The 22550-nt window shown below is 63.3% G+C and carries 14 protein-coding genes and 4 pseudogenes; 7 read left to right on the plus strand and 11 right to left on the minus strand.

The features are described 5' to 3' along the window. The first annotated feature begins 2 nt into the window (after positions 1–2). From ACPFMA_RS12920 to ACPFMA_RS12930, 3 genes and pseudogenes are all read left to right on the plus strand, one after another. Entirely contained in the window at positions 3–857 is an 855-nt protein-coding gene (locus ACPFMA_RS12920; RefSeq protein WP_425930424.1) for an alpha/beta fold hydrolase, read from the plus strand. Positions 858–1123: 266 nt separating this feature from the next. Beyond that, positions 1124–2352 (plus strand): annotated as a pseudogene (locus ACPFMA_RS12925) (catalase); the annotation flags it as partial. 719 nt (positions 2353–3071) lie between these two features. Then, a pseudogene (locus ACPFMA_RS12930) lies at positions 3072–4355 on the plus strand (tyrosine-type recombinase/integrase); the annotation flags it as partial. A 166-nt stretch (positions 4356–4521) separates the two neighbouring features. Here ACPFMA_RS12930 and ACPFMA_RS12935 read toward each other — a convergent pair. Then, positions 4522–4662: pseudogene (locus tag ACPFMA_RS12935) on the minus strand (AlpA family phage regulatory protein); the annotation flags it as partial. A 267-nt stretch (positions 4663–4929) separates the two neighbouring features. Here ACPFMA_RS12935 and glaH point away from each other — a divergent pair. The 3 genes and pseudogenes from glaH to gabD all read left to right on the plus strand — a co-directional run. Then, positions 4930–5847: pseudogene (glaH, locus tag ACPFMA_RS12940) on the plus strand (glutarate dioxygenase GlaH); the annotation flags it as partial. 59 nt (positions 5848–5906) lie between these two features. After that, entirely contained in the window at positions 5907–7151 is a 1245-nt protein-coding gene (gene lhgO, locus ACPFMA_RS12945) for an L-2-hydroxyglutarate oxidase (RefSeq protein WP_425930425.1), read from the plus strand. A 33-nt stretch (positions 7152–7184) separates the two neighbouring features. Beyond that, entirely contained in the window at positions 7185–8633 is a 1449-nt protein-coding gene (gene gabD, locus ACPFMA_RS12950; RefSeq protein WP_425930426.1) for an NADP-dependent succinate-semialdehyde dehydrogenase, read from the plus strand. 75 nt (positions 8634–8708) lie between these two features. Here gabD and ACPFMA_RS12955 read toward each other — a convergent pair whose 3' ends face one another. The 4 genes from ACPFMA_RS12955 to ACPFMA_RS12970 all read right to left on the minus strand — a co-directional run bounded on the left by ACPFMA_RS12955 (position 8709) and on the right by ACPFMA_RS12970 (position 12373). Beyond that, the gene (locus tag ACPFMA_RS12955; RefSeq protein ID WP_425930427.1) at positions 8709–9677 is read right to left on the minus strand and encodes an SDR family NAD(P)-dependent oxidoreductase; all 969 of its coding nucleotides are present in this window, start codon (positions 9675–9677) and stop codon (positions 8709–8711) included. 79 nt (positions 9678–9756) lie between these two features. Further along, the gene (locus ACPFMA_RS12960) at positions 9757–10554 is read right to left on the minus strand and encodes an enoyl-CoA hydratase/isomerase family protein (RefSeq protein WP_425930428.1); all 798 of its coding nucleotides are present in this window, start codon (positions 10552–10554) and stop codon (positions 9757–9759) included. A 62-nt stretch (positions 10555–10616) separates the two neighbouring features. After that, positions 10617–11546, minus strand: coding sequence for an NmrA family NAD(P)-binding protein (locus tag ACPFMA_RS12965; RefSeq protein WP_425930429.1), 930 nt, complete (start codon positions 11544–11546; stop codon positions 10617–10619). A 35-nt stretch (positions 11547–11581) separates the two neighbouring features. After that, complete coding sequence (locus tag ACPFMA_RS12970) at positions 11582–12373, minus strand: IclR family transcriptional regulator (RefSeq protein ID WP_425930430.1); 792 nt, start codon at positions 12371–12373, stop codon at positions 11582–11584. A 92-nt stretch (positions 12374–12465) separates the two neighbouring features. On the opposite strand from ACPFMA_RS12970, the gene ACPFMA_RS12975 reads away from it, so the two are divergent. Further along, positions 12466–13242, plus strand: coding sequence for an SDR family NAD(P)-dependent oxidoreductase (locus ACPFMA_RS12975; RefSeq protein WP_425930431.1), 777 nt, complete (start codon positions 12466–12468; stop codon positions 13240–13242). A 33-nt stretch (positions 13243–13275) separates the two neighbouring features. Here the strand turns inward: ACPFMA_RS12975 and ACPFMA_RS12980 are convergent, their stop codons facing one another. The 6 genes from ACPFMA_RS12980 to ACPFMA_RS13005 form a co-directional block, all read right to left on the minus strand. Next, positions 13276–14625, minus strand: coding sequence for an MFS transporter (locus tag ACPFMA_RS12980; RefSeq protein WP_425930432.1), 1350 nt, complete (start codon positions 14623–14625; stop codon positions 13276–13278). After that, complete coding sequence (locus ACPFMA_RS12985; RefSeq protein WP_425930433.1) at positions 14615–17014, minus strand: efflux RND transporter permease subunit; 2400 nt, start codon at positions 17012–17014, stop codon at positions 14615–14617. The genes ACPFMA_RS12980 and ACPFMA_RS12985 overlap by 11 nt, the downstream gene beginning before the upstream one ends. Positions 17015–17025: 11 nt before the next feature. Next, entirely contained in the window at positions 17026–18117 is a 1092-nt protein-coding gene (locus ACPFMA_RS12990) for a YCF48-related protein (protein ID WP_425930434.1), read from the minus strand. 62 nt (positions 18118–18179) lie between these two features. Continuing rightward, positions 18180–19556 carry a DUF1329 domain-containing protein gene (locus ACPFMA_RS12995; protein WP_064301409.1) on the minus strand — a complete coding sequence of 459 codons (1377 nt, stop codon included), beginning with the start codon at positions 19554–19556 and terminating at the stop codon, positions 18180–18182. A 26-nt stretch (positions 19557–19582) separates the two neighbouring features. Further along, the gene (locus tag ACPFMA_RS13000; RefSeq protein ID WP_425930435.1) at positions 19583–21184 is read right to left on the minus strand and encodes a DUF1302 domain-containing protein; all 1602 of its coding nucleotides are present in this window, start codon (positions 21182–21184) and stop codon (positions 19583–19585) included. A 455-nt stretch (positions 21185–21639) separates the two neighbouring features. Beyond that, positions 21640–22434 carry an IclR family transcriptional regulator gene (locus ACPFMA_RS13005; protein WP_201164796.1) on the minus strand — a complete coding sequence of 265 codons (795 nt, stop codon included), beginning with the start codon at positions 22432–22434 and terminating at the stop codon, positions 21640–21642. Positions 22435–22550: the final 116 nt, after the last annotated feature.

Here is a 22550-nt window from a genome sequence, read left to right on the forward strand (position 1 = left end):
CAATGGCCGCTGAAAGCTGTTTTTTCACCAACCGTTCGGGCTTGCGTCTGCATTATCTGTGCTGGGGGGAGCCGAACGGGGTGCCACTGGTGCTGCTGCATGGCTTGCGCGCCTACGCACAAACCTGGGAATCGCTGGCCCAGGCCCTGGGCCGCGGGTATCGCATCTACGCCCTGGACCAGCGTGGCCGTGGCCTGAGTGACTGGGCGCCGGCTGCCAGTTACCACACGCAATCCTACGTCGAAGACCTCGAAGACCTGGTGGCGCACCTGCACCTAGAGCGTTTCGTGTTGCTGGGGCATTCACTGGGCGGCGCCAATGCCTTGGAATACTCCCGCCAGCACGCTGATCGGCTGTTGGGCCTGATCATCGAGGACATTGGTCCGGGGTCTTCGAAGCAGGGCATGGGGGCTGAGCGCATTCGGCGCGAAATGAGCCAGACACCGCTGCAGTTCGAAAGCTGGGAGGCTGCCCGCGCGTTCTGGCAGGCCTCACGCCCGACATTATCGGAAGATGGGCTGGCCTCGCGGCTTGCCTATTCGATGCTGGAGCGCGACGGCGCGATTGGCTGGCGCCATGACCAACAAGGGATCGCCGAGGCGCGGCTGAGTATCGAACCCACTGACCTGTGGCCAGCGGTGCGCGCGTTGCAATGCCCGAGCCTGTTCATTCGCGGTGGCTGCTCGGACTTCCTGCCATTGTTGACGCTACAGGCAATGCGTGGCGGCAATTCGCAGGTACAGACCGTGGAGATCGCTAATGCAAGCCACTACGTGCATGACGATCAACCCGAGGCGTTCAACGCGCTGGTGACGGACTTTCTCAATACCCTGCCGCAGGCGCGTCCAACCATCTGATAGTTAAATTTTTAAGTTTGCATATTTACAGCTTGCGGTCGAACAGTCTTTGGATATGCAATGTCTGGACGCGTAGGCGTTTGTGGGACTTGCGGCGACATGCAATTCAGGACGCGGCGCGACTGCAAGTTTAGGTCATTAATTGGTTGGATGCACCTTAATTAAAAATTCTAGTCGAGGGCATCTACAGGATCTGTTTAGGTTTTCTTAATCGGGTCCCTAATCTCAGCGAGCGAAATACCCAATAGAGACATAGGAGTCCACTCATGAGCCCCTCGATGAATTTCTTTAAACCCGGCCGCCTCCTAGATGCGGCGACGCTTGTCGCGAGCATGTTGTCAGTGTCAGTGCACGCCGCCACTTTGACGCGTGATAACGGTGCGCCAGTAGGTGACAACCAGAACTCACAGACTGCTAGACTGACTGGTTCGGTGCTGTTGCAGGACGTTCAGCTGTTGCAAAAATTGCAGCGCTTTGACCGTGAGCGTATCCCGGAAAGGGTGGTTCATGCTCGCGGCACAGGCGTCCACGGTCAGTTCACCGCAAGCTCCGACATCAGTGATTTGAGCAAGGCGAAGGGGTTCCGTCCCGGCAAAAAAACTCCTGTGTTCGTGCGTTTCTCCTCTGTAGATCATGGCAACCAATCGCCGGTAACCCAGTGTGATCCGCGAGGTTCCGCGACAAAATTCTGTACCGCCGACGGTAACTGGGACTTGGTCGGCAATAACTACCCGACCTTCTTCATTCGCGACGCTATCAAGTTCCCGAACATGGTTCACGCGTTAAAGCCGGACTCGCAGACTAACCTCGACGATGACTCGCGCCGATTCGATTTCTTCTCCCATGTGCCGGAAGCAACTCGCACTCTCACCCTGCTGTACTCCAATGAGGGCACCCGGCCAGCCACCGCGAGATGGACGGCAACAGTGTGCACGCCTACAAGCTGGTCAATGCAAAGGGACAAGTCCACTACGTCAAGTTTCACTGGAAGAGCCTGCGAGGAAAGGAGAACCTCGACCCGAAACAAGTCGAAGAGGTGCAGGGGCGTGACTACAGTCACATGACTCATGACTTGGTTAAGGCCATTAACGATGGCAAGTTCTCGAAATGGGACCTGTACATCCAGGTGTTCAAGCCTGAAGAATTGTCCAAGTTTGACTTCGACCCGCTGGACGCGACCAACATCTGGCCCAATATACCTGAGCGTAAGATTGGTCAGAAGGTGCTCGATCGCAACGTCGACAATTTCTTCCAGGAAACTGAGCAGGTGGCCATGGTGCCGTCGAACCTAGTGTCGGGTATCGAGCCGTCGGAGGACCGTCTGCTTCAGGGGCGTCTTTTAGCTTATGCCGACACGCAGATTTACCGAATCGGCGCAAATGGACTCAGCCTGCCGGTAAACCGTCCGCGGAACGAGGTAAATACTATCAACCAGGATGGCGCGGCGAATAGCGGTCAAACCACTAGCGGCGTCAACTCCCAGCCGAGTCGTTTGTAGTCGCGAGACGAGCAGTCGAGCAGTCGAGCGCACGCCGCACCACTCCTGCGCGGGTACTTCCTTGATGCCGCGTCGGGGCGACCAAGCTATGCTACTGTTGCACTCGGGAATAGTCCGCTGAGCTTAAGCCGTGATGAAATCAACGGTGTGTTGCCCGGGCATTAACCTGCAATCAGGTAGTGCACGCACGCCGCAAGCTTTTCGATTGTAGCGGACAAGAGCCCGTTATCTGGACGATTTGTTAACGGGGTTGTCGACGCACCTTGCGTACGTCGGGTTGCTCCATGCCCTGGAGTGTTGCAATAGTCCAGGCCGACAAGGGGACACGCCTGGCCAAGTTCTTTCAGTCCCTTTAGCGAGCGGTCATGTACCGCTGCGCGATTGCTGTCAGTTAAATGAGTCCGGAATCGAGGCTGTGCCTGTTTCGGGGACAGCCGAATTTTTTAGATTTCAACAACTCGCAAGCCCTATGCTAGTCTCGTTTCCCGCTCCAGATGTTGTTCTTCAGAGCTCCACGGAGGTCTGAAGGGATTGAAAATAGGGCCTTTTGGCCCTTTTTTCGTTCCGCTGAAAGCCGCTCAGATCCACCAGTGTCCGGCAATTTTAAGTACACGATTGAGTACACGAATCCGGAGATTGGCCGAGGCGGTTTTTCGCTAGAGCAGCTTGGTGCACGCGACAAGCATCTGGTTCCTGACCCAGCTCAGGAGCTTCACATGGCACTCTCAGAAATGGCCGTTCGGCAAGCCCGGACCACCGCCAACCCTTACTCCCTCACTGATTTTGATGGTCTGTCACTGTACGTAAGCAAAGGTGGCAGCAAGATCTGGCATTTCAGGTATTACTGGCTGGGCAAGCAGCAGCGCATGTCGCTTGGCGCCTATCCACAAGTCTCCCTCAAAGATGCGCGGTTGAAGCGAGACGAAGCGCGTGAGCTGGTAGCAGACGGTATCAACCCTTGCGAGCAGCGTAAGGAGCAGAAGCGTGCAGCCAGAGAGAGGGCTGACTACATTTTTGCCTCGGTGTTTCGGCAGTGGTATGAATTCCGTGCTCTTGAACTCAAGGCTGGGCGACAAAGTACGCTTTCTCAAATCAACAGGATTTTTAGCCGCGATGTGTTGCCCTACCTTGGTGATCGTTCCATCTATGGAATTACTCGGCACGATCTCCTCGACGTTCTTAGTCGTGTTGAGCTGCGAGGTGCTCTGACCACTGCAGAGAAGTGTCGGACTTGGTTCAACCAGTTGTTCCGCTATGCGCTGGTAAGGGTTCCAGGGCTTGAGCAAAATCCCGCGTTCGACCTGGATGTTGTTGCGGTTCCCAAGCCTCTAGTTGAGCACAACCCTTTTCTCGAGATGGATGAGCTTTCTGAGCTTCTGCCCAAGATGAGAGGCTACGGTGGAGCCCCCTCAACCACTCTTGGATTATTCTTGTTGATGCTGACGGGCGTGAGGACAGGAGAACTGCGCTTTTCTAAGCCGGACTACTTCGACGTAGAAAAGCGGCTTTGGACGATCCCACCTGAGGCGGTAAAACAGCTTCAGGTGCAAATGCGAAAGCCGCGGAGAAAGAGTACTAGCATCCCTCCCTACATTATCCCTCTATCTCGGCAAGCGGCTGAAATCGTGGGCGTGATGCTTAAGCTCGTGCGGCCAGGTCAAAGGTACCTGTTCTGTCACAGATCGGACCTCAATCTTCCCATCAGCGAAAACACGTTGAACGCGGCACTGCATCGCCTCGGGTACGCTGATCGCCTGACGGGACACGGTATGAGGGCGACTATCACTACTGCGTTGACGGAAATTGGGTATCCAGAAAAATGGATCGACGCTCAGCTCTCGCATTGTGATCCTAACAAGACGAGAGCTGCCTACATCCACGCAAAGTACGTGGAGCAGCGTCGCGCTGTGATGCAGGACTGGGCGAACCGCTTGGATCTCTGGGAGGAAGGTAGAGGGGGAGAGGCAGGCGAACGATTAACCCAGACACTGGAGGGTGTTGTGGTGCAAAGGCTGCAAGAGCGAGGCCTCGGAGTTGATGATGCTTTGGTGAGTGAATCTCTGGGTTACCGGACTTAACTGCCTGCACTGAATACAGAACCCCGCTGTGCAAGACAGGGCGCCTTTTACATGGATACCGTTTCCCACCACCCATACGGACGCCCAGGCGAACCTGGCGCGGAAACTGTCCTTGTTTGATCAGGTTGTACAGCTGCGAGCGTTTAAGGCCTGTGATTCGCTCGACTTCTGACCGACGTAAGAGGCGATTGTCGACACCGGCAACTGATAAAGCGCTTGGGACATCCATGGTGACACTCCTTGACGTTTGCTGAGAGCGAAGAGGTGTCGAATGTTGGAGCGCATCGGATTTGGTTGGACACAAAGAATGCGGATCTGCTTGGCTCCGGTTTTCTACAACCGAAGCCTGCGAGCTCTTGGGGGGCTTTGTGAAGCGTGTGGAATGAGGTGGAGGGCGTCGAGAGGACAACCAAGTGCCGCGGCGTGGGATAGATCCGAAAAATCAGACAACAGAGGGCGGTACGATGATAAGTACTCGCGGTATTGCTACGATAGGTATCGCATGCAACTCGAGGCTAGGTCGCCTCGATTGCTGGAGATCCGCTTCGAAGCCGCTACCGTCGAGGCTTTCGTCCAGGCGGTCAGCGAGTGGCCGGTACAGGCGCTGGAATACAAGTCGTTCCTGCGCTTCCGTGTCGCCCAGATCCTGGATGAGCTGTGCGCCGGGACCTTGCGCCCGGTACTCCTGGAGACCATCCTCGACCGTGCCTCCGGCGGCATGCTGATCACCCCGCAAGGCCTGGACGACGTGTCCCGGGCCGAGGACATGGTCAAGTTCACCACCGCGTGCGCCCACCTGATCAGCCGCTCGAACTTCGACGCCATGAGCGGCCAGTTCTATGCGCGGTTCGTGGTGGCCAACGTCGACACCTCCGACAGCTACCTTCGGCAGCCGCACCGTGTCATGGAACTGCACAACGACGGGACCTTCGTCGAGCAGGTCACCGACTACGTGCTGATGCTCAAGGTCGACGAGCAGAACATGGAGGGTGGCGACTCGCTGCTCCTGCACCTCGACGACTGGGAAGAGTGCGGGGCATTTTTCCAGAGCCCCATGGCCCGTCGCCAGATGCGCTGGAGCGCTCCACCGAGCAAGAACGTGAAGGCCGACGTGTTCCATCCAGTGTTCGACACCGATGGCGAAGGCCGGCCGACGCTGCGCTACATCGACCAGTTCGTCCAGCCGGCGGACTTCCAGGAAGGCATCTGGCTGAACGCTCTTTCCGAGTCGCTGGAGGGCAGTGTGCACAAGCTTTCCGTACCCGTGCCGGTGGGCAGTTTCCTGCTGATCAACAACCTGTTCTGGCTGCATGGCCGCGATCGCTTCACGCCTCACGAAGGCCTGCGGCGGGAGCTGATGCGCCAGCGTGGCTATATTGCCCAGGAGAAACCGCGCTACCAGCGCGGACAGTGAACCGCCATCCCCCATACGAATGCCACGGGGTGTGAACGCCCCGGGCCGAGGTACTTGCTGTGCATGACTTCATAATCATTGGCGGTGGCATCGTCGGCATGTCGACGGCGATGCAACTGATGCAGGCCTATCCCGAGGCGAAGGTGCTGTTGCTGGAAAAGGAAGCGGGCCTGGCCAGGCACCAGACCGGGCATAACAGCGGGGTCATCCACGCAGGCGTGTACTACACGCCGGGAAGCCTCAAGGCTAGGTTCTGCCTCGAAGGCAACCGGGCGACCAAGGTGTTCTGCCAGAAGCACGCGATTCCCTATGACGAGTGCGGCAAGCTGCTGGTCGCGACCAGCGACCTGGAAATGCAACGCATGCAGGCACTGTGGGAGCGCACCGCCGCCAATGGCATCGAGCGCCACTGGCTATCGGCCGAAGCCCTGCACGAGCGCGAGCCGAACATCGTCGGCCTGGGCGGGATCTTCGTGCCTTCCAGCGGCATCGTCAGCTATGCGCAGGTCACCCAGGCGATGAGCCGCGAGTTTCAGGCGGCGGGCGGCGAGGTGCGTTTCAACAGCGAGGTGACCGCGCTGCAGGAGCGGGCCGATGAAGTGGTGGTGCGCACGACTGCCGAGGAGCACCGCTGCCGCTACCTGATCACCTGCTCGGGGCTGATGGCCGACCGGGTCGTGCGCATGCTGGGCCTGCGCCCGGACTTCATCATCTGCCCGTTCCGCGGTGAGTACTACCTGCTACCTGAACAGCACAACCCTATCGTCAATCACCTGATCTATCCGATTCCCGACCCGGGCATGCCGTTTCTCGGGGTGCACCTGACCCGCATGATCGACGGCACCGTGACGGTCGGGCCGAACGCGGTGCTGGCCATGAAGCGCGAGGGCTATCGCAAGACCGACCTGTCGCTGGCGGACATGTGGCAGACCTTCACCCATGGTGGGGTCCTCAAGGTGCTGGCGCGCAATCTGCGTCCCGGGCTTGGCGAAATGAAGAACTCGCTGTTCAAGGACGGCTACCTGAAGCGGGTGCAGAAATACTGCCCGAGCATCGGCAAGCAGGACCTCAAGCCGTATCCGGCGGGGGTGCGAGCCCAGGCCGTGTCCCGCGACGGCAAGCTGATCGACGACTTTCTCTTCGTCAATACGCCGCGCACGGTCAACGTCTGCAACGCCCCGTCGCCGGCGGCGACCTCGGCCTTGCCCATCGGCGCCTACATCATCGACAAGGTCCGCGAGCAGATAGGTGACCAGCCTGGCCCCGCCTTCGATTCGACGCATAAACAGCGCGCTGCCCTGTAGCGCCTGCTGACCACCTTTTATCAGGAGTGACTCGTGCAATTGAATGACCCCAGCCTGTTCCGCGAGCAGGCCTACATCGACGGAACCTGGATGGCTGCCGACAGCGGCCAGACCATCGACGTTTTCAACCCGGCAACCGGTCGCCTGCTGGGCACCGTGCCGAAGATGGCGGCGGCTGAAACCCGGCGTGCCATCGCCGCCGCGGAGCTGGCGCTGCCGGGCTGGAAGGCCCTGACCGCCAAGGACCGCGCCGGCCGCCTGCGGCGCTGGTTCGAGTTGATGATCGAGCACCAGGAAGACCTCGCCCGCCTGATGACCCTCGAACAAGGCAAGCCCCTGAGCGAATCCCGGGGAGAAATCGTCTACGCGGCGTCCTTCCTGGAATGGTTCGCGGAGGAGGCCAAGCGGGTCTACGGCGACATGATCCCCGGGCACCAGCCCGACAAGCGGCTGATGGTGATCAAGCAACCGATCGGCGTCACGGCGGCGATCACGCCGTGGAACTTCCCTTCGGCGTTGATCACCCGCAAGGCCGGCCCGGCCCTGGCTGCCGGCTGCACCATGGTGCTCAAGCCGGCCTCGCAGACCCCGTACTCGGCCCTTGCCCTGGCGGTGCTGGCCGAGCGCGCGGGCATTCCCAAGGGGGTGCTGAGCGTCGTGACGGGTTCGGCGGGCGCCGTGGGCGGGGAACTTACCGGCAACCCGGCGGTGCGCAAGCTGACCTTCACCGGCTCGACCGAAATCGGCCGGCAACTGATGGCCGAATGCGCCCAGGACATCAAGAAGGTTTCGCTGGAGCTGGGCGGCAACGCACCCTTCATCGTGTTCGAGGACGCCGACCTGGACCTGGCGGTGCAAGGCGCTCTGGTCTCCAAGTTCCGCAACAATGGCCAGACCTGCGTCTGTGCCAACCGCCTGTATGTGCATGACAGCGTCTACGAGGCGTTCGTCGCCAGGCTGGTCGCCGCCGTGGCCCGCCTGAACGTGGGTAACGGCCTGGAGGAGGGCGTTACCACCGGTCCGCTGATCGACATCAAGGCGGTGGCGAAAGTCGAGGAGCACATTGCCGATGCGGTGGCCAAGGGCGCCCGCGTCGTCGCCGGAGGCGCTCATCATGCCTTGGGCGGTACCTTCTTCCAGCCAACCGTTCTGGCCGACGTTCCGCCAACGGCCGCGGTGGCCAAGGAAGAGACCTTCGGCCCGCTCGCGCCGGTCTTCCGTTTCAGCAGCGAGGACGAGGTGGTGGCGATGGCCAACGACACGGAATTCGGCCTCGCGTCGTATTTCTATGCGAAGGACATGAGCCGCATCTTCGGCGTGGGCGAGGCGCTGGAGTACGGCATCGTCGGTATCAACACCGGGATCATCTCCACCGAAGTCGCGCCCTTCGGCGGCATCAAGGCCTCGGGCATCGGTCGCGAGGGCTCGCGGTATGGCATCGACGACTATCTCGAGATCAAGTACCTGTGCATGAGCGTCTGAACGGGTAGCGGCATTGCTTGCAACGCCCGCTAAAGGGGTGGCGGCCGGGCCTTCGCCGGCCGTTGCCCGGTCTCGTCATCGGCTGGCGGGGCGCTCGCGTTTCGCGGTAGCCAGGACTTCGGCAAATTCAGGGTTGATCGAAGCTATCCCCGCCGACAGCCGTGCACCCGACTGGTCCGAGCTTCTCGGTACGGTGTAGCCCGCCTCATCGAGGATACCCGGCAATGCCTCGAGCAGACCTTCAGGGGACATGGTCTCCAGGCTGAAGGTGGCACCGGCTGTCTCTCCCACGAACACCCGCGAAACGAATCCGCCGCCACAATGGAACATTTCGCCTGTGACAGGGCAGTCGACATGGGCCAGCAACATCACGAGGTTGCTGACCATGACCGGCGGGGCAAAACGCTCCATGATCGACGGTATGCCCTGTGCTTTCGACTGGTCGGTAAAGGCGACCGGGCCTACCAGGTTGACCTTGATGCCTTGCGGGTCACCTTCTGTCGCGAGCACCTTGGTCATGCCGATAAGCGCACTTTTGGCCACGCTGTAGGCCTGGTCGCGGCGGCGACCGAACATTCCGGCACCCGAGCCGGTGATGACGATACGGCCCTGTCCTTGACGCTGCATGTGTGGCCAGGCCGCATGGGCGACATTCCAGCCGCCGGTGACGTTGACGCGCATGATGCGTTCAAGATCATCCACGCTGCTGGCCTCGAACGGGCCAAGGTCGGCGTAGGTGCTCGCGTTGTGGATCAGGACATCGAGCCGGCCCCATTGCGCGATGATCGCCTCCATCATCTTCGCCACTTGCGCACGTTCTCCTATGTCACAGCAAGCCGCCATGGCTTGTCCGCCAGCCGCCTGAATCTGCGCAACTACCGCATCGGCAGGAGCGGAATCTCCACCGTGCTCACCGCGTCCATCCACACCGTAGTCATTGATCACCACGCAAGCGCCACGTTCGGCGAGGGACATCGCGTGCTGTCGTCCAATGCCGCGTCCGGCCCCGGTGATCAGAACGACTTTTCCATGGAAATCCAGCATTTCGATATCTTCCTTCGCAATCCAGCGGTTGTTGGTTTGATGGGGTCGAACGGCATTGGGATTGAGCTCTGCGCCTGCGTCAGTCGGCCTGCCTGCGCTTCTGCTGCTCGATGAAACGGCTGGCGATGGCGTGGTGCTCCGTGCTCATGGTCGCGGCCAGCTGGCGGCCAAGAGTCGCATCGAGCATCTGGGCGGCGGAGCGATGCAGGTACAGGTTCATCAGCTTCTTGGTCTCGCGCAGGGCCTGTGCGGGCTGCTTGAGCAACTTGCTGGCGAGGGCCCTGGCTTCGTCCAGCAGCTGCTCCGGCGCCACCACCCGGTTGGCCAGGCCGAATTCGACAGCCTGCCGGGCACTGATGCGGTCGCCGGTGAAGATCAGTTCCTTGGCCCGCAGCAGGCTGGTGTAGAGCGGCCAGGACACGGAAATGCCGTCGCCCACCACCAGGCCGATATTGATATGCGGCTCGGCCATGAACGCGTCATCGGCCATCAGCACTATGTCGCAGAGCGTGGCCAGGGTGGCGCCCCAGCCGACCGCAGGGCCGTTAACTGCGGCGATGATCGGGATCGGCAGGTCGATGAAGCCATGGATGGTGCGCCTGGCGTTCTCCTGCACGGATCTGGCGAAGTCGGCATCGTCCAGGGTCCTGACGAAATGGTTCATGTCGCCCCCGGCGCTGAAGGCCCGACCGGCGCCGGTCAGGATGGCGACCCCGGCCTCCAGGTCCTCGGCCAAGGCGCTGAATAGCCTGGGGAAGGCGAACAGCATCTCGCTGGTCGACGCATTCAGGTCGTCCGGCCGGTCAAGGGTGATGAGGCGCAGGCCGCCTTCGGCCGTGATCCGGATGCCGTCCGGCAGGTCGTAGAAATTGCTCATGGGCACTCGCTCTTGTTGTTATGGGTTGTGCGTTGATTCAGCGTCGTCGCAGCCAGCTGGGCTTAATCGATGCGAATGCGCCCCTGGTGTCGCTCGACCCACTGGGCGAACGGTGTCAGCGCCAGGCCTTCGGCGCCCAGCATCGCGTTGAGCCGGGCAATGTCCGCGCGGTAGCCGACGGCGTTGGTCCATTCCTGCGAGCGGACCCAGCCGTGGAACAGGCCGGCCTCGATCGCCTGTGCCGGGTTGACCGAGCGTGCGCTCACCGGTTTGCCCAGCACCTGCGCCAGGGTGGCGGCAACCTCGTCCATGGTCAGTGCCTCGGCCGCCAGGTCGATGTTTTTGTGGGAGAAGGTGGTCGGCGCGGCGAACGCTGCGCGAGCCAGCGCGCCGACGTCGGCGGCGGCGATCAGTTGCATGCGCGTGGTGGGTTCCAGGGCCGTGAGGATCGTCCCCTGCTGCAAATGGGGGAACATGTGGCGGGCCTTGGGCTGGGCGAAGTTGTCCATCATGAAAGCCGGTTTCAGCACGGTCCAGTGCGTGAAACCGGCAGTGCGCACGGCTTCCTCCACGTCCCACTTGTCGGTCCAGTATTTCTGCCACCAGTAGCCGCTTTCCCAGCGGGGGAAGGCGGTGTGCTTGCCCGCTTCGCAGACGGAGGTATGAACGAAGTGATCCACGCCGGCCGCCCTGGCGAGCTCGACCAGGGCAAAGCCGTGGCGACGTTCCGAGTCCGTGCCCCTGGCGTCGGGCACCTGCACCGAAAACACGCCATGGACGCCCTGCAGGGCAGTGGCCAGTGAGGCGGCATCGTCCAGGTCGCCTGCCGCGGCTTCGGCGCCTGAGCAGATCAGCGCCCGTGCCGCAGGGCCGTCCGGATCACGGGTGAAGATGCGCACGCGCCACCCGGCCTCCAGCAGTTCACGGGCGGCTGCACCGCCTTGGGCACCGGTTGCGCCGGTGACAAGAATCAGGGGTCGTTGGATTGCCATGTGGAGCTCCTTGCAGGTGATGGAAGTGCCGGGGATCAGTCCGCGGCGATCGTCAGTTGGCGCGCCAGCGCAGCCAGCTCGGGCCCTACGGTCATGAGCTTTTCCAGTGGCCACTCAGCCGCCAGGCCGGAGGCCGACAGGGCATACACCGTGCCGCTGCGCAGCGAGCGGATGGGCACCGCGATGGCGTTCAGGTGTTCATGGATGACGCCGATGCTGGTGATGAAACCGTGCTGCAGGTACTGCTCGGTGGCCTTGTACAGTTGCTCGCGGATGGCGGGCAGGGCGGCAGGCTCATGCCGCTCCAGGGCCTCCAGCACATCCTCGCGCTGCTGGCTGTCGTAGCCGGCGAAGCAGGCCCAGCCCGTGGGTGCGATGGCGAAGGGGCGGCGCGCGCCGACCGGGTCGTTCATGTAGACGAAGTCACCGTGGGTACGCTGCAGGTAGAGCATGTCCAGGCCGTCGCGAACCGCCAGCGACATACCCATGCGCCGGGTGTCCGTCAGCGCCTGCATGTGCGGCAGGGCTATTTTCGGCAGCTCCTGGCGGACCAGGGCGGCGTAGCCCAGGGCCAACGCGGGCAGGCCAAGCGCCATGCGGTTGTTTTCACCGGCACAGACGATGAAGCCCTCCTTGCTCAGGGTGTGGCACAAGCGCCAGATCGTCGGCTGCGGCAGGCCGGTCATGCGCACGATCTCCTGCGGCGTCAGCTCCGGTTTTTCATGGGTGAAGCAGCGCAGGATCTGCAGGCCACGGGCCAGCGCGGTCACGTACTGGCGGTCCTTTTCCTGGTCGGCGGGTGTGTCTTTCGCAACGGGTGTAGTCATGGCGTGTGCTCGTCGAAGACTTTCGGAGTATATTCGAAATTCACTGTGTGGATACTAAATTCGCACTGCGAATAAAAATAATGGAGTGTGAAATGGGTTCGTCTTCCTTGTTCGACCTGCGGGGCAAAGTGGCAATTATCACCGGTTCCAGCCGTGGCCTGGGGCTGGCCAGTGCAATGGGCATGGCGGAGCATGGTGCGAAAGTTGTCATTTCCGGGCGCAAGGCCCAAGCGTGCGAAGCGGCGGTGGCGCAGATCCGCGATGCCGGCGGCGAGGCCATGGCCGTGCCGTGCAATATCGGGCGCAAGGAGGATGTTCAACACCTCGTCGACAGCGCCGTGGATGCCTGGGGGCGGGTGGACATCGTGATGGCCAATGCCGCGATCCACCCCTGGGTAGGCTCGGTGCTCGAGCTACCGGAAGAAACCTTCGACAAGTTCATGCAGGTCAACGTCCAGAGCAGCATTTGGCTGGCGCAGATGACGGTGCCGGGCATGCTTGAGCGCGGCTATGGACGCTTCATCGTGGTGGCGTCCATCGTCGGCCTGCTGGGTGACCGCATGACCGGCACCTATGGCTTGACCAAGGCCGCCGATATGCAACTGGTCCGCAACCTTGCCAACGAATTCGCCAGCAAGGGGGTGACGGCCAATTGCATCGCCCCCGGCACCTTCAAGACCGAGATGGCCCGCTCGCAGTGGGAGGACCCGGCCATGGTCGAGTGGTACCAGGGGCGCAACCCGTCCCAGCGCTTCGGCGAAGTTGACGAGCTGGCCGGGTTGGCCGTGCTGCTGGCATCGCCGTCCGGTGGCTACATCAACGGCCAGACCATCGCGGTCGATGGCGGCCATACTGTCTCCTTCCGCTGAGCCAGGCCGGGGCCGGATCCATACCGGCCGGCCTCAGGCGATCGGCTGGTTCTCCTCCACCGCCCGGCTCATCGCGGCCCGGCCCAGTTGCAGGACCAGGGCCGCGAGCGGGCAGGCGATGGCGAACAGCAGCGCCAGGGAGTTGCCCAGCTTCGCGTCGTCGGCAAACAGGAAGTCGGTGAAGGCCGCGACCACCGAGGGGCCGGCACCGATGCCCAGCAGGATCATCACGAACAGGTAGATCGACGACAGCCGCCCGCGCAAGTGCGCCGGCGCGGCGAGCTGCAGCGCTGCCGCCGAGATCCCCATGATCGGGCTGACCAGCACCTGGGCAATGAAGAACGCCGCGAGGAACACGTAGGGGTCGCCCCAGAGCATGCCGGCGACCACCACCGGGCAAGCGATCAGGCTGGTGATGCTGAACAGGCGCAGATGCGCGTCACGCTTGCCTTTCGCCACCTGGGCGTCGATCAGTTGCCCGCACAGCACGGCACCGATGACGCCGCCGAGGGTCCCGACTACGCCGAGCCAGGTGCCGATCTGCCCGGGCGACCAGGCGAAGGTCCTGGCCAGGTAGGTCGGTGCCCACAGCGCCAGGCCGGTCACCGCCATCACGCAGAGGGTGAAGCCGCCGTGGTGGCAGAGGAAGAAGGTGCGGTGCCGTTGCAGGTAGCCCAGCACGTCGCCGACCACGTCCCGGCTTTGCCGTACGGTGCCCGCCGTGCGGCGGCGCCCCGGGTCCTTGAAGGTGAAGACCAGCAGGCCCAGCAGGATCCCCGGCAGGCCGATCACCACGAACACCATCTGCCATGAACGGACCTCGCCGAGTATCGGCAGCAGGACGACGTCGTGCGTGGCGACCAGTTCGACGATCAATCCGCCCATCAGGTACGCCATGCCGGTGCCGAACAGTGAGCCCAGGGAGTAGACCGCCAGCGCGGTGGTCAGCCGGTGCGCGGGAAAGCTGTCGGCCATCAGCGAATAGGCCGCCGGGCTCAGGGCCGCTTCGCCGGCGCCCACGCCGATGCGTGCCAGGAACAGTTGCCAATAGCTGTGCGCGGCGCCGCAGAACACGGTGGCCAGGGTCCAGACGGTGACCCCGCCGAAGATCACCCAGCGGCGGCTGAAGCGGTCGACCAGCCAACCCAGCGGCAGCCCGCAGACGGCATAGAAGGCGCCGAAGGCGAAGCCCTGGAGCAGCGACAGCTCGAAGTCGCTGATGCCCAGGTCGCGGCGGATCGGCGCGACCAGCAGGGAAATCACCAGGCGATCCAGCAGGGACAGCCAGTACAGCAAAAACAGCACGCCGGTCATGTACCAGGCCAGCGCCGGGCGCGGGTAGTTCTGCAGCCCCTGGGCAGGGAGGATGGGTTCAAGCTTCATGATTCGGGCTCCGCAGCAGGAAGCAGGAAAGGGCAGGGATGAGCAGCAAGGCGCCAAGCATGTTCCACAGCAGCATGAAGGTCAGGAGGATACCCATGTCGGCCTGGAACTTGATCGGTGACCAGGCCCAGGTGATGACCCCCGCCGCCAGCGTCACTCCGACCAGCGCCACCACCTTGCCGGTGAAGGACAGGGCGTGGCGATAGGCGTCCGCCAGGGAGGCGCCCTTGCGCATGTGTTCCAGTTGCACGCTGAGCAGGTAGAGCGCGTAGTCGACGCCGATGCCGACGCCCAGGGCGATCACCGGCAGCGTGGCGACCTTGACGCCGATGCCGAGGGCGACCATCAACGCCTCGCAGAGGATCGAGGTGATCAGCAGCGGGAGGATGGCCACCACCACCGCGCGCCAGCTTCTGAAGGTGACCAGGCACAGCGCCGCGACCGCCAGGTAGACCAGCACCAGCATGGTCCGGTTGGCGTCCCGCACGACGATGTTGGTGACCGCATCGATCCCGGCGGAGCCGGCGACGGGCAGGAATTCCAGCCCCGGCGCGTCATGCTCGCGGGCAAAGGCTTCGCTGGCCTTGAGCACCCGGTCCAGGGTCGCCGCCTTGTGGTCGCTCAGGTACGCGACCACCGGAATCACCGAGCAGTCCGGGTTCACCAGTTCCGGGTTGGCCTCCTGCGCGCGCAGCAGCGAGGTGTTGACCAGGGCCTGGTTGTGGCTGACGGTGATCCACTTGGGCGAGGCTTCGAACAGCGCCGAGGACATCCGCGCCACCGCGCCCGCCATGGACACGGTGGCCTGCACCCCGGGCACCTGCAGCAGCGCCCAGTCCAGCCGGTCGATCTCCATCTGCACCTGCCACTTCTCGCACTCCCCGGGGGGCGTCTTGACGATGACCGCGAACTGGTCGCTGGAGAGCCCGTAGTGGGCATTGATGTAGGCGGTGTCGCGGTTGTAGGTGGAGTCGGCGCGCAATTCCGGGGCGCCGGCGTCGAGGTCGCCGATCTGCAGGTGCAGGCTGACCATGAAGCCGGCGACGGCCAGGGCCGCGGCAACGACCAGGGCCACTGCCGCCAGGCGCGGTTCGGTGAAGCGCACCAGGGCTTCGCGCAGGCGCGAGGGTGGCATGGCCCCGGCGGCGACCGGCCGGGCTGCCGGCGTGCCGACGCCCAGGTAGGAGAGCAGGATCGGCAGCAGGATCAGGTTGGTGAACACCAGCACGGCGACCCCGATGCTGGCGGTGAGCGCCAGGTCCTGGATCACCGGGATATCGATCACCGTTAGCACGGCGAAGCCCACCACGTCCGCCATCAGCGCGGTCAGGCCGGCGAGGAACAAGCGGCGGAAGGTGTAGCGCGCGGCCACGTACTTGTGCGTGCCCCGGGCGACGTCCTGCATGATCCCGTTCATCTTTTGCGCGCCGTGGGACACCCCGATGGCGAAGACCAGGAACGGCACCAGCACGGAATAGGGATCGAGGGAGAAGCCCAGCAGGCGGACGATGCCGAGCTGCCAGGCAACCGCGATCAGCGAACAGCCCACCACCAGCACGGTGCTGCGCACGCACCGCGTGTAGGCGAACAGCACGAGGATGGCGATGGCCGCGGCGACCGCGAAGTAGGACATGATTTGGTGCAACCCGGCGATCAGGTCGCCGACCAGCTTGCCGAAGCCGATGATGTGAATGCGCACCTTGCCGGGATGATCGCCCTCGTTCGCCAGCGCCCGCAGGCTTTCCAGATGTTGCTGGAGGGCGCCGTAGTCGATGGGCTGGCCAGTGTCGGCGTATTTCTCCAGCACCGGCGCGACGATCATGGTCGAGCGCTGGTCATTGGCGACCAGGGTGCCGAGCAACCCGGCCCGGCCGATGTTGGCGCGCAGGCCGGCGATCGAGGCGGCGCTGCCGTCGTAGGTATCGGGCATCACCGGGCCGCCGCGGAAGCCTTCCTCGGTCACCTCCGTCCAGCGCACGGCGGGCATCCAGATCGACTTGACGAAGGGCCGGTTGATGCCCGGCGTCAGGAACAGCGCGTCGTTGACCCGACGCAGCACTTCCAGGTACTGCGGGTCATAGATGTCGCCGTCGGTGTTCTCCACCACGACCCGCAGGTTGTTGCCCAGGCCGCTCAGCTCGGCCTTGTTCTGCAGGTAGTTGCGGATGTAGGGGTGGGACTGGGGGATGAGGTTTTCGAAGCCTGCGTTCACCCCGAGCCGGCTGGCGTGCAGCGCGAAGAACAGGGTCAGCGCGCTGCACAGTACGATGATCGGCAGGCGATGGTTGAACAGCAAGCGCTCCAGCCATGAGCCTGAGCGCGTATCGAACAGCTCCGGGCGGCCGATGACCGGGGCGTCCTTCGAGGGATCGGTTTCAAAGTGGGTCATGCCTGGGTTCCCTAGCGGCTTGCCGCGTCGGCGGCGAGGTCGAACAGCCGGACGCCAGCGGCACCGACCACAACGGCGGTGGCGTCCTGGCCGGTGGCGATGCCATAGAGCGGTTGGGTGGAGTCGAGGGGCACTGCGCGAAAATGCCCGGCGCTGGCGTCGTCGCTGAGCAGCAGGCGGCCCTCGGCCGTCACCAGGACGACCCGGCCGTCCGCCAGGCTGGCGCCGGCGTTGAGGGTGCCCTGGGTCCCGGTGTCGACTTGGGTCCAGCTGGCGCCCTGGTCATGGCTCGCGTAGGCCGTGCCGCGCAGGCCGAACAGCAGCATCAGGTCTGGCCGCGCCAGCAGGCCGAACCAGGTGCCGCCGTAGGGCGTCTGGATGGCCTCGAAGCGGCCGGTCGCCGGATTCTCCTGGAGCAGCAGGCCCTGTTCTCCGACGAGGTAGGCCTGCCTGTCGAGCAGGCGAACCGCGTTCAGGTGCAAGGCGGACGGGTTGTCCGCCCGGTCGGACAGCACTTGCCAGTGCGCACCCGCGTCGGTCGTCATCAGGATCAGGTTGTAGGCGCCCACGGCGTAGCCGGTCTGCTCATCGATGAAGGCGACATCGAGGAACGGCCGTCCCGGCCCCTCGTCCTTGAAGCGTTCGGCATCCTGCAACGCCAGGTGGGCGCCGGGTTCCGTCTCGCTCGCTTGGGCGGCGAGCGGCGTCCAGTGGGCGATCAGCAGGTCGGCCAGGCGCCGGCCGTCAAGTTGCGTTTCCCAGCTGCGGCCGCCGTCCAGGCTGCGCAGGATCACGCCGCCGTGGCCGACGGCCCAGCCGTGCTCGGCGGTGGGAAAACTGACAGCCACCAGGTCGACGGAGACCGGCACCTTGGCCTGATGCCAGGCGTGCGCATCGTCCGACCAGAGCACGTGGCCTCGCCGTCCCACCGCCACCCAGCGCCCGCCTGGCGCGCGGGTCACTCCCACCAGCAGGCTGGTGCCGGCCTTGTCGCTGTGCAGGGCGGGGGTGTCGAGCGGGTCGCGGAACACCGTGTCGGCGCTCGCCGCGCAGGCGCAGCAAGCCACTACCAGTGCCACCAGGGCTTGATAGATAAATCCCATGTGAATGACCTTCCAAGGGCGCGCCAGCCGGGTGTCCGGGTGGCGCGCGTTCGCCAGGTGGATTAACGACCGCTACGGGCCTGCAGGGCTTCCGGGGTGAAGGTGGAGGGCGGGAAGGGCTTGTCCATGACCCGCCAGCCGAACTTCAGGTCGGCGTAGTTCTGCGAGAACGAGTACACGCCGGTGGCCAGGTCGTAGGCCCAGTAGGTCCGGGACATCGGCACCTGCTTGTCGTAGAGCTGGCTCATGCCCATGTGCACGCCCTTGTAGAGTTTCCCCGCGCCGTCGTACTCGTCGCTGACGCCGGCGCCCGACCAGTCCTCGTCGAAGTAGTAGACCCGCTTGCTGTAGACATGGCGCAGGCCCGGCTTCAGGGTGCCCTCGACCACCCAGACGCGGTGCAGCTCCCAGCGCACGGCATCGGGATTGACGTGGTTGGGCGTCAGCGCCTGGTCGGAGTGGACCTTGAAGCTCAGGTCATAGATGTTGTACGGGATATACAGCTCGCGCTTGCCCACCAGCTTCCAGTCGAAACGGTCGAGCTTGCCGCTGTACAGCTCGGCATCGTCGTAGGTCGTCACCCCGCCCTGGGAGGCGATGGGCGTGTCGTAGGCGATATCGGGGCTGAGCCGCACCCGGCGGGTGCTGGCCGAATAGGCATAGGCCCGGCGCGGCATGGCGTTCATGTCGATGGTGTCGTAGTACATGGTGGCATCGCCCACGCTCCGGGCCGGGCCGGTGAAGTGGTAGGCGTTCTGGAAGATGAAGGCGTCGTTCTTCTTGAGGCTCTCGGCCGTCGCCGCCGGGTTGTGGAAGGTGAAGTTCCTCGACAGCTTGATTTCGCCGGAGTTGATCCGCTTGCCGTTGCTGTCCACGTAGAAGTTGCGCATGTGGTCTTCGGCGGCGACGCCGTTGAAGCGCGCCATGTGGTTCCACATGACTTCGTAGCCGGTCTTCGGGATCGGGAACGGAATGCCGCCGATCGCCCCCGCCAGGGTGTTGCCGTCCGCCGAGAGCGAGGCCTTGGTGGCGTTGTCGCGGGTCTTGTCGAGGATGTACTGCGGGTAGGCGACGCTTCGGTGGGTCGGATAGATGTCCAGGCGGTAGCTTGGATAGCGCTGCAGCATCACCTTGGTCGCTTCACTGAGCTTGTCGGCGTACTCGGCCATGTTGGCCGCGGTGATGCTGTACAGCGGTTTCTCTTGTGCATAGGGGTTGATCCACTTGCCGGAGTCCTTGACGAACCCTGGCGGATTGGTCGACGTCGGCAGGCCGCCGTCGTACGCCGGGATGGTGCCGGCGGCATTGGCCGCCTGCTCGGCGCCGAAGGCCGTCAGGTTCTTGCCCAGTTGCGCGGCTTCGTCCGGGCTGACGGCGGCAAGTGCGGAGCCCGCGCAGAGGGTGGTCAGCGCACAGGCGAACAGTTTGGATGTGAACATGGAATATCCCCGTGGACGTCAGCGAATCAGAAGGTGGTTTGGTAGGTCAGCGAGACCCAGGCCTTGTCGAGGTAGGGCGGGCCCAGGACCAGGTTTCGCGAGTCACTGTGCTTCTGGTCGTAGTAGGTCACGGCCAGGTCGATGAAATGCACCGCATAGGCTTCGGCCGAGATGCCGATCTTGGCGGTGGTCAGGCCTTCGCTGCCGCCGCCATTGGTCGGTGCGTTGCCGCTGAGGTTGCGCGAGAGGAACATCGGCAGTTTCAGGTCGATGCTCGGGAACACCTGGGTCCACACCGGGGTGAAGGACAGCGATGCGCTGTAGAAGTCATCGTCGGAGCAGCCGCGCAGCCTGGCATCTTCGCCGCAACCGGCGTTGTAGCCCTTGGCCCGGTAGGCCGCAGCGTTGTCGGTCACCTTGTCCAGCCGGGCCCAGGACAGCTCGCCCGACAGGCTGGCGGAGTCGAACACGGCGGTGTCGCCGTAGGTCTGCACGGCGTTGAGCACCGCATGCCAGGTCGAGCCCCTGGCGCCTTCGAGGCGGTGGGCCTGGTCTGCCGCGGCGCCGCTGCTGTTGAGCGGCATGTTTTCCCGGTAGGACAGCTCGGCGCCCACCGACAGCCCGCCGATGTTGGAGCTGACACTCAGGCCGTAGAGATCGATGTCCTTGGCGTACACCGCCCGGGCCAGCCCGGTGGACGCGTCGATCTGCGAGGCCCAGGCGGATTTTTCGTCGAAGCGACGGTAGTAGGCGCCCAGGGTGCCGTCGAACCAGTCGGGCCGCCAGCGCAGCGACAGGCCGTAGTCGCCACTGTCGCCATCGATCGACTTGCCGCGGCCGACGTTCGGGCCTTCGAGAATGCTGTCGGAACCGGCGAAGTAGGTGCCGCCTTCGGCGATGCGGTTGGGTTTCCAGTCGAACAGGTACTGGGCGGCCAGGACGAACTGATCGTTCAACTGCACCATGGTCGAGACCTGGTTGATCGGCAGCGCGGTCTCCTTGGCCGAGGCGCCGGGGTTCGCGGTGGTCTTGCGCAGGTCGCTCGGGGCCTGGGCGTAGGAAATGGCGTTGGTACTGCCGAACAGCGCTTCACCCCAGATCACCGCGTGCTGGCCGGCGCGGATATCCATGGGCAGGCCCGCCGGCTCGAAACGACCGTAGACGTAGGCGTCGAGGAACTCGCCGGAAGGGCCGGCGTAGTAACGCTTGACCACGTCGGTGAAGTGGTTGTCGGCATAGCTGCTGCCGCCAGGCACCCGTGCCGGGTCCTTGCCGTCGTAGGCCTGGTCGTACCAGGCGGCGGCACTCAGCCGTGCGCCGTACTTGTTCTGATAGTTGAGGTCGACCTCGGACAGCAGGTCCAGGCGATTGGTGATGGTGTCGTAGCGGTCGAAGGCGGCGTTGCTTTGGTCGAAGGCGCCGCCACTGGCCCGATTGACCAGATGGCTCTGCTTCTGCAGGCGCATCCCCCAGTTGTACCTGACGGTGTTGTCCCAACGCAGGTGAAAGTCCGACTCACCCAGATCGATGTCGAATCCGTATGCCTGGCCCGCGGCCAGTAAAGCGGTAGCCATGGCGAGCAAGCGCGGTGAGGCGGCCACTCGTCCTGAAGGCACTCTGATCATCATTTACAAACCTTTGTTAATTATTGTTGGTGAGGTTTGTCCGCTATGGACGTGCTGTGGAAAGAACACGATGCGTGCCGCCAGGGTCCGCCCTGGCCGGATAGATCTTCCAAGTAGCCAAGATTTCGTTCATATATATGAACATAGTTCTGTTTTTAATCTAGCACGGCTTTTTTAGCTTCGAAAAGAGCTTTCCAGGCAAATTCCCGGGGGCGCGGCGTTAAGCCGTTGACATCATTGGAAATGTTTTTTGCCGCGTGACAGGACGCCGCGCTGCTGGAGCGGGGAATGGCGGAAAGGGCGGCAGGCGTCGCCGTCGCTAAGCGGCGGGATTGGCTCGATCGGGATCAGGCGAAATGCCTGGGAGCGCAGGAGGAGTCGGTGTATCGCTAGGCCGCCCGGCCGTTACCTGGAGACGTCAGGTTCTCGAAGGCAACGACCGCGTCGGGGGCTGCTCGTCAGTTGTTCAACTGGCCGGACGCGTCGGAAGCGGCCTCGACCAGCACGGCGCGCAGCTCGTTGAGCTTGTGCTGCATGCGTTCGGCCGGCGCGGCGATCACCAGGGCCGCCGCCACCGAGCCGTCGGTGTCGAATACCGGGACGGCGATACCGGCCGCACCTTCGCTCAGCTCGCTGATGCTGATGGACACGCCGCTGTCGCGGATTTCCTTGAGCTGTTTCTTCAGCGTGTTGCGGTCGGTGACCGTACGCCAGGTCATGGCCTTGAGCTTGGCGGTCTTGAGGTAGTGCTCCTGGACCTTCTCGTCCTGGTAGGCGAGTAGCAGACGGCCGGGGGCAGTGCAGTGCAGGGGGCGCGGCGCACCCAGCGGCGAGACGTAGCGCACCGGATTCTGCGAGTCGATGCCATCGATGTGGGTGACCATCTGCGATTCGACATCGATCACCGACAGATACACGCTCTCTCCGGTTTTCGAGGCCAGTTCCTCGAGGTAGGGGCGCATCAGTTTCGGGAAATTGCGCGTCGCCAGGATATTGCCGGCCAGCCGGTAGATGAAGGGGCCGAGGCGGTAGCGGTTGTTGCCGTGGCTCAGGTAACCCTCGGCGACCAGCGGCCGCAGCAGGGTCAACAGGCTGCTTTTGGGGGTTTCGAGGGTGCTGCTCAGTTCCGCGAGCGACATGCCATCGCCGGCCTTGGCCAGTACTTCGAACAGTCCGAGGATGCGGGTCACCGAGCGAGGGCCCAGCGGAGGTGTCGTTTCTACGGCATCCACGTCGTTTTCCCTGTTTTTCATGAAATATCCCAATGTTTGAGAAGGGCGGGAATAAAGGGTCGCGTCCATCGCTGGCGCGAATGTCGTGCAGTATATCAAATGACGTTTAGAATTTATCGTCTAGTAATTGCATTCCG

The organism is Pseudomonas sp. NyZ201 (assembly GCF_049860765.1).
In the GTDB taxonomy this organism is placed as follows: Bacteria; Pseudomonadota; Gammaproteobacteria; order Pseudomonadales; family Pseudomonadaceae; genus Aquipseudomonas; species Aquipseudomonas bharatica.